The organism is Nonomuraea sp. 3-1Str (genome assembly GCF_031570565.1).
Lineage (GTDB): Bacteria > Actinomycetota > Actinomycetes > Streptosporangiales > Streptosporangiaceae > Nonomuraea.
In genome coordinates, this window is record NZ_JALHBK010000016.1 from 112,808 (window position 1) to 128,737 (window position 15,930).

The following is a 15,930-nucleotide window of genomic DNA, read 5'->3' on the forward strand; positions in this document are numbered from 1 at the left end:
CTGTGTATGGGTGAACGCACCCCGATGTGGGGCACCTCACAGAGGCCGGGAGGTGTTTCCGGGGCCGTCCCCCGGATAGGGGACCCGTGAAAGCGGACGAGACCCGAAGGAGGCACCGACATGGGGACCGACGACAAGATCTCCAACAAGGCGGAGGAACTGAAGGGCCGGGCCAAGGAGAACATCGGCGACGTCACCGGCGACGAGCAGCTCCAGGCCGAAGGCCGCGCCGACCAGACCGAGGGCGCGCTCAAGCAGGCCGGCGAGAAGGTGAAGGACGCCGGGAAGAAGGTGAAGGACGCCTTCACCAAGGACACGTGACCGCACCGGTGACCGCGCCCGCGCCGCGGCGCGGACCCCGGGTGGGGCCCGCGCCGCGGGGGCCGGTCACGGCATCAGCCGGATGAACTCCTCCAGCGAGAACCGTCCGTCGCCGTCCGCGTCGCCGGTGTCGCGCAGCGCGGGCATCGCCTCGGCCGGCAGCGCCGGGAAGTGGGCCCGGAACTCCGCCTCGGTGATGTAACCGTCGCCGTCGCCGTCGAGCGCCGCGAACTCCCTCTTCAGCCGCGTCAGCCGCTCATCCGTCACGTCTCATCACCTTTCCGTCGGGGCCAGTCGGGGGCACGTCCACCCGACAACCTAGCGACCCCGCCGTGCCGGCTCGCGGGCCGCCCTGCCCGTCAGGAGGGGCGGCGGCGCAGGGCGAGGACCGCGACCACGATCCCGACGACGCCCACCAGGAGCCCCGCCCCGCCCAGCAGCCGGGCCGTGCCGTCGGAGGCGGACGACGCCGCCACCGGCTGGGCCGCCACAGAGGGGGCCGAGGCGGGGGCGGCCGCCGGGCTCGCCGTCGGGTCCGCCTTGGCGGCGGCCGGGGTGAGCTTCAGCAGCGGCGCCGGGTGCTCCGCCTCCGTGCCGTCCGTCTTGGGGGCGTCGGACCAGTTCACGACCTCGCCGCCCGAGTACGTCTGCTTGGTCGGGAACATGAGCTGGTCGACGCCCTCGGGCAGCTTGCCCATGGACACCTCGAACTCCTGGAACTCGCCCTTGGAGATCTTGCCGCCGGACCAGACGACCTTGGAGACGGCCTCGGTCAGGTCGCCGTACTCGGTCTTGACCGGGGCGGGCAGCTTGCTCTCGGTGACCTTGACCGTCCAGCCCGGCACGGGCTTGACCGACACGAACGCCAGCGGGTGGTCGGTGGGGAAGGTGACCTCGACGCGCTCGGTCGAGGCGTCGTCGCGCTCGTTCGGCACCCGGAACGCGACCTTGGTGAAGCCGCCCTGCTCGGCGGCGGCGGGGTTGATGGTGACGTGCGCCAGGGCGGGCAGCGCGGTGGCGGCGGTCACGGCGGTGACGGCGGCGAGCACGGTGACGGCGCGGCGCGCCAGCGAACGCCCGGACACGGCGAAGGACATGGTGAACGACATGCTGGATCTCCACGTGAGGATCGGGGGGAATGACAAGGGGTGTCAGAGGTCAGGCGGTACGTGGAGGACCGCGCCTGGCCAGGCTGTGACGGAGAGCGGGATCAGGGGGGACGGCGCGCACCCGCACCACGGGGGGCGCCTGCCGCGTGGACGGCAGCGCCGGGAACGGCCCGGCGAGCAGCGCGCGCCCGAGACGGCGTCCCAGGCCGTCGTGGAGGCGGCGCAGCAGTGACCAGAGCGCGGTCTCGCCGCGCGCCAGCCACCAGCCGGTGACGAGTGTGGCCGTCAGATGCGCGGTCAGCATGCCGGCGTCGACGGCCAGGCCGTGTCCGCTGCCGGGCATCCCGGCGTCGACGGCCAGGCCCGTCCCGCCGGCGGGGGAGCCGGGGAGGTGGACGGTCACGTAGCCGGTGTAGCCGTGGGTGGTGCCCCCGGCGAACAGCTCGTGCAGGCCCGCCTGCGCGGCGGCCAGCGCGAGGTTGACCGTCAGCGGGTGCCGCTCCCTGCCGCCCAGCGCGAGCGCCAGCACGGACACCGCCCCGAGGCCGAGCGCGGCCGTGCCCGGCGCGGGCACCGATCCGCCGCCCGCGGCGTGCGCCAGGGCCGCGAGGACGACGCAGACGGCGGAGAAGACGGCCGTCCGCGCGATCCTGAGGGGAAGGTGGGCGCGCATGAGCGGCCCCATCGTCTCACGGTCCCCCGGCCCTCGCGCAGCCAACACCCATATCGGTCAAGCCATGTCACCCGAGCCGGGTCCGTCCAGGCCCGTCCCGTCCAAGCCGTGCAATGCGCGTTCGATTTGCGGAGAATGTCGCTAGGGTCGTGCCGATCACGTTGACATAGAGGTGAGAACGTTGCGGCACTTTGCTGGATTACTCCTCGGGGTCGTGGTGACGGCGGCCCTGGTCGGAGGCGGGGGATGGGCGGTCCAGCAGGCGCTGAGCACCGCGCAGCCGCCGGCCGGCCAGAAGCTCTGGATCGCGCTCGGCGCGATGGCCGCACTGGGCCTGGTGATGGGGCTGGTGGTGGCGGGACGGGTCTCGCCGCTGGCGACCTTCCTGCCGTCGATGGCGCTGCTCGCCTGGACGGTCGTGTACGCGCTGGACATGAACCGCGCGCTCTCCTACATCCCGGCGGAGCCGTCGGTGAACCAGATCGTCCGCGAGGCCGGGCAGGGCGCCAGGACCCTGCTGACCACGGGGATGTTCGCGCTGCTGGGCGTGGCGCTGTTCATCCCGGTGCTGATGCCCTCGCGCTGGGCGCGCCGCTACGACGACGATGACGACGAGTACGAGGAGAGCCCGCAGGGCGGCTACTACTGACGGCCGCCCTGGCGCGCGCTCACACGGACTCGACCGGCGGCGGGACGGCCTCCCCGCGCGTGTAGAGGCGGGTGACGACCTCCTCGATCGTCGCCTGCCCCGGGGCGGTGGCCATGAGGTCGCCGACCGTGCCGTCGAAGGCCAGCCGCCCGTGGTCGATGAGCATGACCCGGCGGCAGAGCCGCTCGACGTCGCCGAGGTCGTGCGTGGTCAGCAGCACGGTGGTGCCCCGCTCGGCGTTGACCCGCAGCAGGAACGACCGGATGCCGGCCTTGCTGACCACGTCCAGCCCGATGGTGGGCTCGTCGAGCACCAGGACCTCGGGGCCGTGCAGCAGCGCGGCGGCCAGGTCGCCGCGCATCCGCTGGCCCAGGCTGAGCTGCCGCACGGGCGTTCCCATGAACCCGCCCAGGTCGAGGGTCTCGGTCAACTCGTCCAGCCGCGCGGCGAACAGCTTGCGATCTACTTTGTAAAGGAGCCGGATCAGCTCGAAACTGTCCCGCAGCGGCAGATCCCACCACAAGGTGGTCCGCTGCCCGAACACCACGCCGATCCGCCGCGCCAGCGCCGTCCGCCTGCGCGACGGGTCGAGCCCGGCGACGCGCACGCTGCCGGAGCTGGGGGTGAGGATGCCGCACAGCATCTTGATCGTGGTGGACTTGCCGGCGCCGTTCGGGCCGAGGCAGCCGACGAACTCGCCCGGCTCGATCCGGAACGACAGGTCGCTCACGGCGTGCACGACGGCGCGCCGCACCTTGAAGGTACGGCCGACGCGGTGCGCCTCGATGATGGGCATGGTCAACTCCCCGTGGATCGATAGTGCCTGAGGCCCTGCCGCCAGGCCAGCCACGCCGGCAGGGTGAGAACGGCGGCGGCGACCGGGCCGAGGAACCGGACGAAGCCGGGCGTGCCGAACGGGTCGTCCCGGTCCAGCACGTACAGGGCGGGCTGCCAGTTGACGAACGCCAGCGGCAGCACGTACGTCACCCCGCGTGCCAGGTCGCGGCCGTACACGCTGAGCGGGTACTGGGTGAGCTGGCCGCCGCCGTAGGTGAAGGCGTTGGTCACCTCGGGGGCGTCGGTGAGGAAGAACTGGGCCGCCCCGCCGAGCGTCCAGATCGCGGCGAAGATGACGACGCCGGTGACGACCATGACGGGGACCATCCACAGCCTCCGGACGTCCACGTCGAGGACGGACAGCGCGTAGCCGAGCACGACCGCCGCCTGGACGACCCGCCCGGCGCGGGTGGGGGCGAAGCGGTCGGTGGCGAGCTGGATCCACGCGCCCACCGGCCGCACCAGCATCGTGTCGAGCGTGCCCGCCCTGATGTGCTGGCTGACCCGGTCCACGTTGCTGACGAACATGTCGCACAGGGCGAACGACAGGCCGGCGCCGCCGTACAGGAAGAGGACCTCGTCGCGGGTGAAGCCGGCCAGCGCGGTGGTGTGGGAGAAGATGACGAGAATGACCGCCACGTCGGTGGCGGTGACGGCCACGCCGAGCACGACCATGAGGGCGAACGAGGCGCGGTAGGCCATGGCGGCGCGGGTCCACGTCCACGCCAGCAGCGCGTACGTCCTAACCACCCTGGATCACCACCCGGTGGCGTACGGCGCGGGTGGCCAGGGCGCCGAGCCCGAGGAGCGCGGCGGCCCACAGCGCCTGGAAGGCGAGGGTGGGCCCGGCCCGGGCCGTGCCGAGGTAGACGTCGGCGGGCGCCTGGGCCATGGCGGCCCACGGCAGGGCCCGCACCACCTCGCCGAGCGTGCCGGGGAACAGCGCGAGGGGCACCATCATGCCGCTGAGCAGCGTGGTCAGCAGCATCGAGCACACCATGACGCCCCGGTCGTCGGCCAGCCAGCAGACCGACAGGGCGACCAGGTAGCGCCAGGCGAAGCTGACGACCACCCCCGCCGTGAGGCAGGCGAGGAAGCCCGCCCACTGCGCGGGGCCCGCCGGAACGGTGATGCCGAACAGGACGGCGCCCGCGACCATCGGCGCGACGCCGCGCACGAGGAGCTGCTGCGCGGCCCGGCCGAGGTCCTCGGCCAGCGTCCAGAGCTGGAGCGGCGCCGGGCGGACGAGGTCGAGCGCGATGTCGCCGCTGCGGATGCGTTCGGGCAGCGTCAGGCCGCCGCCCAGGAGCTGCATCGGCCCGATGAACGCCTGGGTGATGAAGCAGAACGTGACGGCGGTGCTCACGTCGTAGCCGGCCAGGCCGGGCCGGGCCTGCCAGAGCGCGATGAGGATGTAGGCGCGCAGCACGCCGAACACGCTGTTGGTGAAGGCGCCGGCCAGGGCCGCCCCCACGTACGTGGCGTGCTTGCGGAATCCGTACCGGACGAGCCGGGCGTAGAGGGGGAAGGTGACGCACCTCCGGAGAGTGACGGCACGGTGACATGCCGTGCCCGGGCCCGCGCGCGGGCCGGCCAGTGGGAGCCCTGGATTATGGTCCGGGCGTCGCCGGCCTCGCAACGGATTTACCGCAGGCCCGGGGGAGTGATGCGGCCGCGACATGCGCGGGTGAGGGACGAGTTCCTTACTCGTTGGTAGATCGGTGTTCTGCGGGGAAAGGGACTCATCGGAGGACCGATCATGCACATCGACAGGGACGTCGCTCCGGACTATCCCCTCAGCTGGCAGGCGCGCGCGTTCATCGGCCTGATGCGCGGCACGCTCAAGCCGGCGTCCAGCCTGTTCATGCGGCACGCCCTGGCCCTGGACTGCGCCTCCCGCCTGGGCGGGCTGGTCGACCTGCTGCCGCTGCGCCTGCCCGGCCACGTCACGGTCACCCCGGCCGCGTTCTCGGCGTGCGGCGGCGAGTGGGTGCGCGCCGGCGAGGGGGTGGACGAGGCCAAGGTGGTGCTGTACTTCCACGGCGGCGGCTACTTCTCCGGCTCGCCGGCGACGCACCGGCCGATCACCTGGCGCCTGTCGCGCGTGGCCCGGCGTCCCGTGCTCGCCCTCGACTACCGTCAGGGCCCGGTGCACCGGCTGGCCGACTCCCTGTCGGACGCGCTCGACGCGTACCGTTGCCTGCTGGAGCAGGGGTACGCCCCGGAGGACGTCATCCTCGCGGGCGACTCCGCCGGCGGGCACCTCACGCTGGCCAGCCTCCTCGCGCTGCGCGACCGGGAGCTGCCCATGCCCGGGGCGGCCGTCTGCCTGTCGCCGTGGGCCGACCTGACGGACTTCCCGCGCCGGGTCAACGCCTGGCAGGACCCGATGCTGCCGGCCGGCCGGGTGCGCTGGCTCGCCCGCCGCTGGACCTCGGGCCTGGACCCGCGTGACCCGCTGGTGTCGCCGGTGCTGGGCGACTTCGCCGGGCTGCCCCCGTTGATGATCCTGACGGGCTCGACGGAGGTGCTGCGCGACGAGGCCCGCCGCGTCGCCGTCCGCGCGCGGCAGGCGGGGGTGCCGGTGCGCTACGAGGAGTGGCGGCGGATGCCGCACTGCTTCCCGCTGCTGGCGGACGTGGTGCCGGAGGCGCGGCTGGCGTTCCGCCACATGGGGGAGTTCCTGTCGGCCGTGGGCGCCTCCTCGGCTCGGGACGAGGGGGCCGCAGCCTGACCCTTGCGTAGGGCCGCGTCACTTGGGTAGTCGGTGTAAGTTAGGCTTCCCTAAGTAGAGCGGAAGGGTTGGTGTATGTCCGGCAAGCCCAGGGACCACCATCGCGGCGTCGTCCTGCGCACCGAGCGGCTCACCCCGCACATGATCCGCGTCGTGGTGGGCGGTGACGGCCTGAGCGACTTCGCCACGTCCGGGCTCACCGACCACTACGTCAAGCTGGTCTTCCCGCATGAGGGCGTCGACTATCCCGAGCCCTTCAGCGTCAAGAACGTCCGCGAGACCATGCCCCGCGAGCTGTGGCCCCGGCTGCGCAGCTACACCGTGCGCTCCTGGGACGCCGAGGCGCGCGAGCTGACGATCGACTTCGTCCACCACGGCGACAAGGGCCTGGCGGGCCCGTGGGCCGCCCGGGCCGTGCCCGGCGACGAGCTGCTCATGCTGGGTCCGGGCGGCGGCTACGTGCCCGACCCGGCGGCCGGCTGGCACTTGTTCGCCGGTGACGAGAGCGCGCTGCCCGCGATCGCCGCCTCGGTGGAGGCGCTGCCCGCGGGCGCTCTGGCGTACGTGCTGCTCGAGGTGGACGGCCCGGCCGAGGAGCAGAAGATCGAGACCGTGGCCGACGCCCACGTCACCTGGCTGTACCGCGACGGCAGGCCCGTCGGCGAGGCGCTGGTGCAGGCGTTGTGCGAGCTGGAGTTCCCGGAGGGCGACGTGCACGCGTTCGTCCACGGGGAGGCAGGCTTCGTCCGGCGGCTGCGCCACCACCTGCGCATCGAGCGACGAGTGCCGCTGGAGCGGCTGTCGATCTCCGGCTACTGGCGCTCCGGCGTGGACGACGAGGCGTGGCGGGCGGTCAAGAAGGAGTGGAACCGGCAGATCGAGGCCGAGGAGACGGCCGAGCTCGGCTGACCGCCTCCCCGGCGCCGGTCACGGGATCTTCGTGAGGTCCACGACGTACATCCGGTTCCCGACGGTGTAGGAGAGCAGCCGCTGATCGTCCCGCAGCACGGGAATGGTCACCGCCCCTTCCATGGTGCGCTGGGGCCCGAGGTCGGCGGTTCTTCCGTTCTTCCTGTCGTGCAGGACGACTCTGATCCGTTCCTTGTCCGCTCCCTGGACCGCCTCGGTGCAGAAGCGGCCGGGCGCCCCCGTCGGCATGGGCCGCGCGCACGGGTCCGGTCTCTCGCCGGAGCCGTCACGCAGTCTCACGAAGGCGGCGCCATGCGCGGGCCGGCCCGTGCACATCTCCCGCCCGCACTGGATCAGCTCCTCGCCCGGCCGGGTGAACGCGGTGCTCGTCCGGCCCGTCTCCACGTTGCGGATGGAGCCGAACATCGGCTCGCCGTCGAGGCTGGGCTGTCCCGGCGTGCCGATCCACGGCCACACCAGCAGGTGAGCGTCCTCCCCGCCCTTGACGGGCTCCACTGTTCCGCCCCCGAGGGGAACGGTGAACACCCCGCCCGACTCCACCGAGACCACGATCCGGTCGCCGACCACGGCCAGGCCGTCGAAGCCCCCGTCGTCCACGGGGAAAGTCGCCACCACCTCGGCCCGGCCGCCCGACAGGGGCGCCGACCACACCTGCCCCCGGCCGTTGTCCAGCGCCGCCCACCACACCACCCGGCCGCCGCCCGCCACGAAGCCGCCGGGGTAGTTCACGGTCCCCTTCGGCATCGGCACATCGGCGATCTTGCGCGCGTCATGGGTGTCCAGGCGGTAGGCGTAGACCGCGTCCGCCGCCGGAGTGTCCGGCGCCACCAGGAGCGTCCGCTCGTCGATGAACTGGTACGGGTGGAAGGCCCGGCCGTCCGGCAGGCCGGCCGGGATCTCGCGGACCGCCTGGGGCCACACCTTCTCGATCGGGGCCGGCAGGTCAGCGGTGGGCGGGGTGGCGGGCAGCGCCCGCGTGGTCCCGCCGTTCAGGGCGAACGTCGCCCCGCCCACCAGCGCCACGACCGCCGTCGCGGCCAGCCCCGCCCGGGTCCGGTTGCGGCGCCTGCGGAAGCGGGTCTCGACCGTGCCGGCCAGCGTGCCGGGTGCGTGCGGCGCCCGGTCGGCCGCCCCGGCGAGCGTCCTGCGCAGGGTCTCCTCCAGGTCGTTCATCGCGCCTCTCCTCGGTTGCTGCGGACGGGGATCTCCTGCGGCAGTGTGCTGCGGAGCTTGGCCAGGGCCCTGGCGGCCTGGCTGCGTACGGTGCCGCGCGAGACGCCCAGCACGCCGGCGATCTCCTCGTCGGTGAGCTGCTCGTAGTAGCGCAGCACGACCACGGCCCGCTGCCGGCGGGGCAGCCCGGCCAGCGCGTGCCACAGTCGCTGCTCGTCCCCGCTGGGCAGCGCGTCGTGGTGCGCACGTTCGGGCGGGTCCCAGGCGAGGTGCTCGCGCCGCCGTGACCGCCATGCGCGGATGTGCAGCCTGGCCATCGTGGTGCGCGCGTAACTCTCCGGGTTGTCCTTCAGCCGCACCCGCGCCCAGGAGCCGCGCAGCTTGACCAGCGCCTCCTGCACCAGATCGGCGGCGTCGTGCGGGTTCCCGGCGAGCACGTATCCGTAGCGCAGCAGCGCGTCGCCGCGTTCGGCGACGAACTCCGCGAAACGGGAGTCTTGGTCCACGTGCGTCAGCCCTTCGTCGTCTTGGTCACCTCCCAGAGGCGCCGGGCGCGGAAACTGTTGCACGCGAAAGGGCCGCGCCGATCCGGGGGGAGATCGGCGCGGCCCTCGGTGTCGCCGGGGGAACCCTTCCATGCCCTGAAGGTGGCCGGCGAGCCTTGGAGGCCGTGGAGGTCAGTGGGCCGGGACGAACTGCTCCTCTTCCGTCGAGCCCTTGAGCGCGGTCGTCGAGGAGTCGGGCGCGACCGCGGTGCTGACCAGGTCGAAGTAGCCGGTGCCGACCTCGCGCTGGTGCCGGGTGGCGGTGTAGCCGCGTGCCTCGGCGGCGAACTCCGCCTCCTGGAGGTCCACGTACGCCGTCATGCCGCCGGCGGCGTACCCCTGGGCCAGGTCGAACATCGAGTAGTTCAGCGAGTGGAAGCCCGCGAGCGTGATGAACTGGAACTTGTACCCCATGTGGCCCAGCTCCTTCTGGAACCTGGCGATCGTGGAGTCGTCGAGGTGCTTCTTCCAGTTGAACGACGGGGAGCAGTTGTAGGCGAGCATCTGGTCCGGGTACTCCGACTTGATCGCCTCGGCGAACTCGCGGGCGACGTCGAGGTCCGGTGTGCCGGTCTCCATCCACAGCAGGTCGGAGTGCGGCGCGTAGGCCAGGCCTCGGGCGATGCACGCCTGGACGCCGTTGCGCACCCGGTAGAAGCCCTCGGGGGTGCGCTCGCCGGTGGTGAAGCGCTGGTCGCGGGGGTCCACGTCGCTGGTCAGGAGCGTCGCGGCCTGGGCGTCGGTCCGCGCGATGATCAGGGACGGGACTCCGGCCACGTCGGCGGCGAGCCGGGCGGCGTTGAGCGTCTTGATGTGCTGTCCGGTCGGGATGAGCACCTTGCCGCCGAGGTGGCCGCACTTCTTCTCGGAGGCGAGCTGGTCCTCCCAGTGCACGCCTGCCGCGCCGGCGGCGATCATGCCCTTCATCAGCTCGAAGGCGTTCAGCACGCCGCCGAAGCCGGCCTCGGCGTCGGCCACGATGGGCGCCAGCCAGTCCCGCTGCTCGCCCTCGGACCAGCTGATCTGGTCGGCGCGCAGCAGGGCGTTGTTGATGCGCCGCACGACGGCCGGCACCGAGTTGGCCGGGTACAGGCTCTGGTCCGGGTACGTCTGGCCGCCCAGGTTGGCGTCGGCCGCGACCTGCCAGCCGGACAGGTAGATGGCCTGCAGTCCCGCCCGCACCTGCTGGACGGCCTGGTTGCCGGTCAGCGCGCCGAGCGCGTGCACGTAGTCCGTGGTGTGCAGCAGCCGCCACAGCCGCTCGGCGCCGAGCCGGGCCAGCGTGTGCTCCTCCTGGACGCTGCCGCGCAACCTGATCACGTCCTCGGCGCTGTAGGTGCGCTCGACGCCCTCCCACCGAGGGTCGTTCTCCCACTCTTCACGCAGCTGCTCCGCAGCTCCCTTGAGGCGATCGTTCATGTTTGCACTCCTTTGTCGTCCCCTGGGGCCTGTCACGAGTGTGTGCCCCGGAAACGCCCCATCGACAGGTCGAATCGCTCAGAAGAACGTCGAATCTTCCGCTTACGGTGAATACCGGCGGGTATTCAGTAGAGAAGAAATCGCGAGTTTTCCCGTTGGACTAGACCAATCGCGGGCGCCGGACCTGGTCGCGCCGGCGCTTCCGGCAAGATCGCGAAGGAGCTAGAAAATGGGCCGAAATTCTGTCTAAGATGCCGACATGGCCTCCTTGGTAGGGGAAGAACCGCTGCTTTTGACGCAGGAGCTGGATCTCATCGCCTTCGGCCAGCGCCTACGCCACCTGCGCAAACAGCGCGGGCTCACCCTGTCCGACCTCGGTGCGCGCGTCAGCCGGGCGCCGAGCCAGCTCTCCCTGCTGGAGAACGGCAAGCGGGAGCCCAAGCTGTCCCTGCTCAAGGCGCTCGCCGCCGCGCTCGGCGTACCCATCGAGGAGCTGCTGCGCCGCCAGCCGCCCAACCGGCGCGCCCAGCTGGAGATCGCCCTGGAGGAGGCCCAGCGCGACCCCATCTACGCGGCGCTCGGCCTGCCCCGGCTCAAGGTGTCCGCGCGCGTCCCCAACGACGTGCTGGAGCACATCCTCGGCCTGTACGGCGAGCTGCGCGCACGGCAGGCGCGCGGCACCGCCACGCCCGAGGAGGCCAGGGCCGCCAACGCCGAGCTGCGACGCCGCCAGCGCGAGCTGGGCAACTACTTCCCCGAGATCGAGAACGCCGCCGCCGAGGCCCTGGCCGCCGTCGGCTACCGTACGGGCGCCCTGTCCCAGAGCATGATCCAGAGCCTGGTCACGCACTTCGGCTACACCGTGCACACCGCGCAGGACCTGCCCCGGTCGGTGCGCTCCATCACCGACCTGCGCAACCGCCGCATCTACGTCAAGCACGAGCAGCTCGGCATGCACACCCCGCGCACGATCCTGCTGCAGACGCTCGGCCACCTCGCCCTCGGCCACGGCAAGCCCCGCGACTTCGCCGACTTCCTGCGCCAGCGCACCGAGGCCAACTACTTCGCCGCCGCCGTGCTCGTCCCCGAGAAGGCCGCCGCCGTCTACCTCCAGGAGGCCAAGGCCGACCGGGCGCTGTCGGTGGAGGACCTGCGCGACGTCTTCGCCGTGTCGTACGAGATGGCCGCCCACCGCTTCACCAACCTCGCCACCCACCACCTCGACCTGGTCTGCCACTTCGTCCGCAACGACGCCGGCGGCACCATCTACAAGGCGTACGAGAATGACGGCATCGTCTTCCCCGCCGACGAGCAGGGCGCGATCGAGGGCCAGCGGATGTGCCTGCAGTGGTCGGGACGCCAGGTGTTCACCTCGCCGGACCGCTTCTCCGTCTTCTACCAGTACTCCGACTCGCCGACCGGCACGTACTTCTGCGTCGCCCACGTCGACCCGTCGCGCGAGCGGGACTTCGCGATCACGCTGGGCGTGCCGTTCCGGGAGTCGCGGTGGTTCCGCGGCCGGGAGACCACCAACCGCACCCGCAGCCACTGCCCCACCGGCGACTGCTGCCGCCGCCCGCCCGCCGACCTGGCCGAGCGCTGGGAGGGGTACGCCTGGCCGTCGGCCCGCGCCAACTCCCACGTGCTGGCGGCGCTGCCGCCCGGCTCGTTCCCCGGCGTGGACGAGGCCGACGTCTACACCTTCCTCGAACGGCACGCGGCCACAACCTGACCGGGTGGTCACGGGGCGTGCGGGGGGACACCCTAAGCTTGGGGCCATGGGGTGGACGGGGGAGGAGTGTGTGCCGCCTGAAGTGCGCGCATGGTCGCGCCGTCGCACCTCACGGACGGCGGACTGGCCGGCGCGCATGCTGGCCGAGGCCAAGGGCGGCACCACGATCAGCGTGGTGCTCCCGGCGCGCGACGAGCGCGAGACCGTCGGCGACATCGTCCGGGTGATCCGCGGCGAGCTGGCCGGCCTGGTGGACGAGGTCGTGGTCATCGACTCGCGCTCCACCGACGACACGGCGGCCGTCGCCGCCCGCGCCGGAGCCCGCGTCCACGCGCAGGACGACATCCTGCCCCACCTCGAACCGCTCGGCGGCAAAGGCGAGGCGCTGTGGAAGTCGCTGGCGGTCACAGAGGGTGACATCCTCGCGTTCGTGGACGCCGACATCCGCAACTTCCGGCCGGAGCTGGTGACCGGCCTGCTCGGCCCGCTGCTGTCCGACCCCGGCGTCGTCTACGTCAAGGGCTGCTACGACCGGCCGCTCAGCGGGGCGCCGACGGGCGGCGGGCGCGTCACCGAGCTGGTCGCCCGCCCGCTCATCAACCTGCACTGGCCGGAGCTGGCCGGGTTCGTCCAGCCGCTGGCGGGCGAGTACGCGGGCCGGCGCTCCGTGCTGGAGCGGGTGCCGTTCATCACCGGCTACGGGGTGGAGCTCGGGCTGCTCGTGGACCTGGCGGAGCTGGCCGGGCTGGACGCGCTGGCCCAGGTCGATTTGGGCGTGCGGGAGCACTCGCACCAGTCCACCGAGGCGCTCGGGGCGATGGCCGCGCAGATCATGCTGGCCGCCTGGTCCCGGCTGGAGCGCCAGGGCAAGATCCAGGCGTTCCAGCGGCCCGGGGTGCGGCTGACGCAGTTCAGGCGGGGCGAGGCCGGCCATGAGGCGTTCGCCACCGACGTGTCCATCGCCGAGCGCCCGCCGATGAGCACCGTGCGCGCGGCCTGGCCCGGAAGGGCTACTGGCCGGTAAGGTATGGCCGCGGTAGACCCGGCGGGGAGTCCGGGGCGCCCCGGTGCGCGCCCGTTCCCCGGCCGGTGCGGCCTCGGGTCCTTCTCAGGGAGCGTGCATGGGCGGGTTCGATCTGGAGCTCGGCGACGACGTCATCGAGGTGCGCGACTGGGTGCACGCGTTCGCCCGCGACGTGATCCGCCCGGCGGGCGCCGAGTGGGACGAACGCGAGGAGACGCCCTGGCCGATCCTCCAGGAAGCCGCCAAGATCGGGCTGTACTCGCTCGACTTCTTCGCCACACAGTCGTTCGAGGAGAGCGGCCTGGCGCTGCCCGTGGCGTTCGAGGAGATCTTCTGGGGCGACGCCGGCATCGGCCTGTCCATCGTCGGCACCGGCCTGGCCGCCGCCGCGCTGTCCGCCAACGGCACGCCGGAGCAGATGGGCGAGTGGCTGCCGCAGATGTTCGGCACCGCGAACGACGTCAAGCTCGGCGCCTTCTGCGCCTCCGAGCCCGACGCCGGGTCCGACGTCGGCGCCATCCGCACCCGCGCCGTGTACGACAACGGCGACTGGGTGCTCGACGGCGTCAAGACGTGGGCCACCAACGGCGGCATCGCCGACGTCCACGTGGTCGTCGCCTCCGTGGACCCGGATCTCGGTACCCGCGGCCAGGCCAGCTTCGTCATCCCGCCGGGCACGCCGGGCCTGTCCATGGGGCAGAAGTTCAGGAAGCACGGCATCCGCGCCTCCCACACGGCCGAGGTGGTGCTGGACGGCGTCCGCGTGCCCGGCTCGTGCCTGCTCGGCGGCAAGGAGAAGCTCGACGCCCGGCTGGCCCGGGTCCGCGGCGGCGAACGCGCCGGGGAGCAGGCCGCGATGCGCACCTTTGAGACCACCCGCCCGTCGGTCGCCGCGATGGCGGTCGGCATCGCCCGCGCCGCCTTCGAGTACGCCCGCGACTACGCCCGCGAGCGGGAGCAGTTCGGCCGCAAGATCGGCGAGAACCAGGCCATCGCGTTCCTGCTGGCGGAGATGGCGACGCGGGTCGACGTGGCCCGCCTGCTCACCTGGCGCGCCGCCTGGATGGCCCGCACCGGCAAGCGCTTCGGCCAGGCGGAGGGCTCGATGTCGAAGCTCGTGGCGGGGGAGACGGCGGTCTGGGTGACGGAACAGGCCATCCAGATCCTGGGCGGGGCGGGGTACACGCGGGAGCACCCGGTGGAGCGCTTCCACCGTGACGCCAAGATCTACACCATCTTCGAGGGCACGAGCGAGATCCAGCGGCTGATCATCGGCCGCGCGATCACCGGCCTGCCTGTCCGGTGAGAACTTCGCAGGTCAGAGGGGCACCCTTCGCGCTCAGCAGGGCGTGAAGAAGACTTTCATCGTGCCTTCCAGCGTCCCCCATTCGCCCGGAGGCTGACTGCACCCGGACCAGCGCTGTCCGATGAGCTGTTCCCCGCTGTAGTAGCTGATGACGAGGAGGTTGTCGCCCCCTGGTGGGGGAGGAGGAATAGCGTGAGCCGGGGTCGAGCCGGCAGTGAGCGCGCCGGCGGCCAGCACCGCCGCTAAAACGCCTCGCCTGATGTGCATGAAGGTTCCTCCAGAGCGAACGCCGAGGCCTTGTGCGTGATCTGAGATCAAGGTAACCGCCTTTGACGCACGTTGCCAGCAGCAGCCGATCATTCATGTCCGGCGTGATGGCGCGAGTTCTGTCATGGTGACGTTCATGCAGTTCAGGGGGTACTTGCAGCCGGCTCGCCCGCCTTCGCGGCCACGGCGCCTGAAGGCGACTTCGTCGCCGCGGTCGCCGGCGCCCTGCTCGGAGCGCTGTACGGCGTCGACGTCCGGCCGGTCGAGCTGGTGTGGGTCATGGACACGCTCGCGCGCGATCTGGCCTCGCAGATCACCACGAGCCCCGCTGGCGACGGGTACGGACCGCCGAAAGACCCGTCCGGGTGGGACCGCTACCCGGGCTGGCCCGTACGGGGCTTCTGGATCCCTGGCTGCTCTTCGACCTGCCGGCGGCCTCAGGGGTCCTGGGGTTGCTCACCGTCGTCATGGCGGCGGCGCGAGGCTCCCCGCAGCCGTGCTGCTGGCTGTGGTCGCCGTGCTCAGCCTCGCCGCGCTCCAGGCGGGGGGCCCCGGCCTTGACCCTCTGGTACGGCGTGACCCACGCGCCTGCCGCGTTCCTCACCCGTCCACGCCGGGGCCGCTGATCACCTCATCCGGCAGTACCTGACGAGGAGCGGCGAAGGGGCCGCAACGCCTCGCCCCAAGCGACGACCTGGTCCAGCATGGCGGTGAGCGCGTCCTCCTGCTGGGCGGCCGGTTTGAGGACGCTGAAGTGCTCGAAGTCGGTGAACAGCGACAGCGCGACCTGGGCGCGCACGTCGGCGACCTGGAGCTCGCCCATCACCAGCCGCAGGTGCTCCACCGCGCGGGTGCCGCCGGCGCTGCCGTAGCCGACGAACCCGGCGGCTTTGTTGTTCCATTCGGCGTACAGGAAGTCGATGGCGTTCTTCAACGCGCCCGACGTCGAGTGGTTGTACTCCGGTGTCACGAACACGTAGGCGTCGAAGGACGCGATCGTCGCGGCCCACTCGCGGGTGTGCGGGAGGGCGTACTGGCCCATCGCCGCCGGCATCACCTCGTCCAGATGCGGCAGCTCGTAGTCCTTGATGTCCACCACTTCGTACTCGGCGTCGCCGCGCTTGACCGCCAGGTCGTGGACCCAGCGAGCCACGCTCTCCCCGTTACGTCCTGGGCGGGTGCTGCCGATGACGATCGCTACCTTGATCATG

18 protein-coding genes are annotated in these 15,930 nt (G+C 72.0%); 7 read left to right on the forward strand and 11 right to left on the reverse strand.

The window, feature by feature from the left end; all coding sequences use genetic code 11:
- The first annotated feature begins 120 nt into the window (after positions 1-120).
- A complete protein-coding gene (locus tag MTP10_RS24885; protein ID WP_310712047.1) occupies positions 121-321 on the forward strand; it encodes a CsbD family protein in 201 nt (66 codons plus the stop codon).
- A gap of 66 nt (positions 322-387) precedes the next feature.
- On the opposite strand, the gene MTP10_RS24890 is transcribed toward MTP10_RS24885, so the two are convergent.
- The 3 genes from MTP10_RS24890 to MTP10_RS24900 form a co-directional block, all read right to left on the reverse strand.
- A complete protein-coding gene (locus MTP10_RS24890; RefSeq protein ID WP_310712049.1) occupies positions 388-588 on the reverse strand; it encodes an EF-hand domain-containing protein in 201 nt (66 codons plus the stop codon).
- Positions 589-680: 92 nt separating this feature from the next.
- Positions 681-1,430 (reverse strand): YcnI family protein, encoded by a 750-nt coding sequence (locus tag MTP10_RS24895; RefSeq protein ID WP_310712050.1) that lies wholly within the window; start codon positions 1,428-1,430, stop codon positions 681-683.
- A gap of 49 nt (positions 1,431-1,479) precedes the next feature.
- Positions 1,480-2,103 (reverse strand): MFS transporter, encoded by a 624-nt coding sequence (locus tag MTP10_RS24900; protein WP_310712051.1) that lies wholly within the window; start codon positions 2,101-2,103, stop codon positions 1,480-1,482.
- A gap of 172 nt (positions 2,104-2,275) precedes the next feature.
- Between MTP10_RS24900 and MTP10_RS24905 the strand changes: the two genes are divergently transcribed.
- Positions 2,276-2,752: a hypothetical protein gene (locus tag MTP10_RS24905; protein ID WP_310712052.1), complete on the forward strand. Its 477-nt coding sequence runs from the start codon at positions 2,276-2,278 to the stop codon at positions 2,750-2,752.
- A gap of 19 nt (positions 2,753-2,771) precedes the next feature.
- Here the strand turns inward: MTP10_RS24905 and MTP10_RS24910 are convergent, their stop codons facing one another.
- The 3 genes from MTP10_RS24910 to MTP10_RS24920 are packed head-to-tail and all read right to left on the reverse strand — an operon-like array spanning position 2,772 to position 5,063.
- Entirely contained in the window at positions 2,772-3,548 is a 777-nt protein-coding gene (locus tag MTP10_RS24910; RefSeq protein ID WP_310712053.1) for an ATP-binding cassette domain-containing protein, read from the reverse strand.
- Positions 3,549-3,550: 2 nt separating this feature from the next.
- Positions 3,551-4,339, reverse strand: a complete 789-nt coding sequence (locus MTP10_RS24915; protein WP_310712054.1) for an ABC-2 family transporter protein — start codon at positions 4,337-4,339, stop codon at positions 3,551-3,553.
- Entirely contained in the window at positions 4,332-5,063 is a 732-nt protein-coding gene (locus tag MTP10_RS24920; RefSeq protein ID WP_310712056.1) for an ABC-2 family transporter protein, read from the reverse strand. Before MTP10_RS24920 ends, MTP10_RS24915 begins: the two co-directional genes overlap by 8 nt.
- A 285-nt stretch (positions 5,064-5,348) precedes the next feature.
- Between MTP10_RS24920 and MTP10_RS24925 the strand changes: the two genes are divergently transcribed.
- Both MTP10_RS24925 and MTP10_RS24930 read left to right on the forward strand, forming a co-directional pair.
- Positions 5,349-6,323, forward strand: a complete 975-nt coding sequence (locus tag MTP10_RS24925) for an alpha/beta hydrolase (RefSeq protein ID WP_310712057.1) — start codon at positions 5,349-5,351, stop codon at positions 6,321-6,323.
- A 75-nt stretch (positions 6,324-6,398) separates the two neighbouring features.
- The gene (locus tag MTP10_RS24930; RefSeq protein ID WP_310712058.1) at positions 6,399-7,232 is read left to right on the forward strand and encodes a siderophore-interacting protein; all 834 of its coding nucleotides are present in this window, start codon (positions 6,399-6,401) and stop codon (positions 7,230-7,232) included.
- Positions 7,233-7,250: 18 nt separating this feature from the next.
- On the opposite strand, the gene MTP10_RS24935 is transcribed toward MTP10_RS24930, so the two are convergent.
- From MTP10_RS24935 to aceA, 3 genes are all read right to left on the reverse strand, one after another.
- Positions 7,251-8,426 carry a hypothetical protein gene (locus tag MTP10_RS24935; protein ID WP_310712059.1) on the reverse strand — a complete coding sequence of 392 codons (1,176 nt, stop codon included), beginning with the start codon at positions 8,424-8,426 and terminating at the stop codon, positions 7,251-7,253.
- Positions 8,423-8,932 carry a SigE family RNA polymerase sigma factor gene (locus MTP10_RS24940; RefSeq protein WP_310712060.1) on the reverse strand — a complete coding sequence of 170 codons (510 nt, stop codon included), beginning with the start codon at positions 8,930-8,932 and terminating at the stop codon, positions 8,423-8,425. Before MTP10_RS24940 ends, MTP10_RS24935 begins: the two co-directional genes overlap by 4 nt.
- A gap of 171 nt (positions 8,933-9,103) precedes the next feature.
- Positions 9,104-10,390 carry an isocitrate lyase gene (aceA, locus tag MTP10_RS24945; protein ID WP_310712061.1) on the reverse strand — a complete coding sequence of 429 codons (1,287 nt, stop codon included), beginning with the start codon at positions 10,388-10,390 and terminating at the stop codon, positions 9,104-9,106.
- Between the two features lie 259 nt (positions 10,391-10,649).
- On the opposite strand from aceA, the gene MTP10_RS24950 reads away from it, so the two are divergent.
- The 3 genes from MTP10_RS24950 to MTP10_RS24960 all read left to right on the forward strand — a co-directional run bounded on the left by MTP10_RS24950 (position 10,650) and on the right by MTP10_RS24960 (position 14,452).
- A complete protein-coding gene (locus MTP10_RS24950; protein WP_397334503.1) occupies positions 10,650-12,122 on the forward strand; it encodes a helix-turn-helix domain-containing protein in 1,473 nt (490 codons plus the stop codon).
- 70 nt (positions 12,123-12,192) lie between these two features.
- On the forward strand, positions 12,193-13,146 hold the full coding sequence (locus tag MTP10_RS24955) for a glucosyl-3-phosphoglycerate synthase (RefSeq protein ID WP_310712062.1): 954 nt from the start codon (positions 12,193-12,195) through the stop codon (positions 13,144-13,146).
- Between the two features lie 97 nt (positions 13,147-13,243).
- The gene (locus MTP10_RS24960; protein ID WP_310712063.1) at positions 13,244-14,452 is read left to right on the forward strand and encodes an acyl-CoA dehydrogenase family protein; all 1,209 of its coding nucleotides are present in this window, start codon (positions 13,244-13,246) and stop codon (positions 14,450-14,452) included.
- 33 nt (positions 14,453-14,485) lie between these two features.
- On the opposite strand, the gene MTP10_RS24965 is transcribed toward MTP10_RS24960, so the two are convergent.
- On the reverse strand, positions 14,486-14,719 hold the full coding sequence (locus MTP10_RS24965; RefSeq protein WP_310712064.1) for a hypothetical protein: 234 nt from the start codon (positions 14,717-14,719) through the stop codon (positions 14,486-14,488).
- Between the two features lie 631 nt (positions 14,720-15,350).
- On the reverse strand, positions 15,351-15,929 hold the full coding sequence (locus MTP10_RS24970; protein WP_310712065.1) for an NAD(P)H-dependent oxidoreductase: 579 nt from the start codon (positions 15,927-15,929) through the stop codon (positions 15,351-15,353).
- Between the last annotated feature and the right edge of the window lies 1 nt (position 15,930).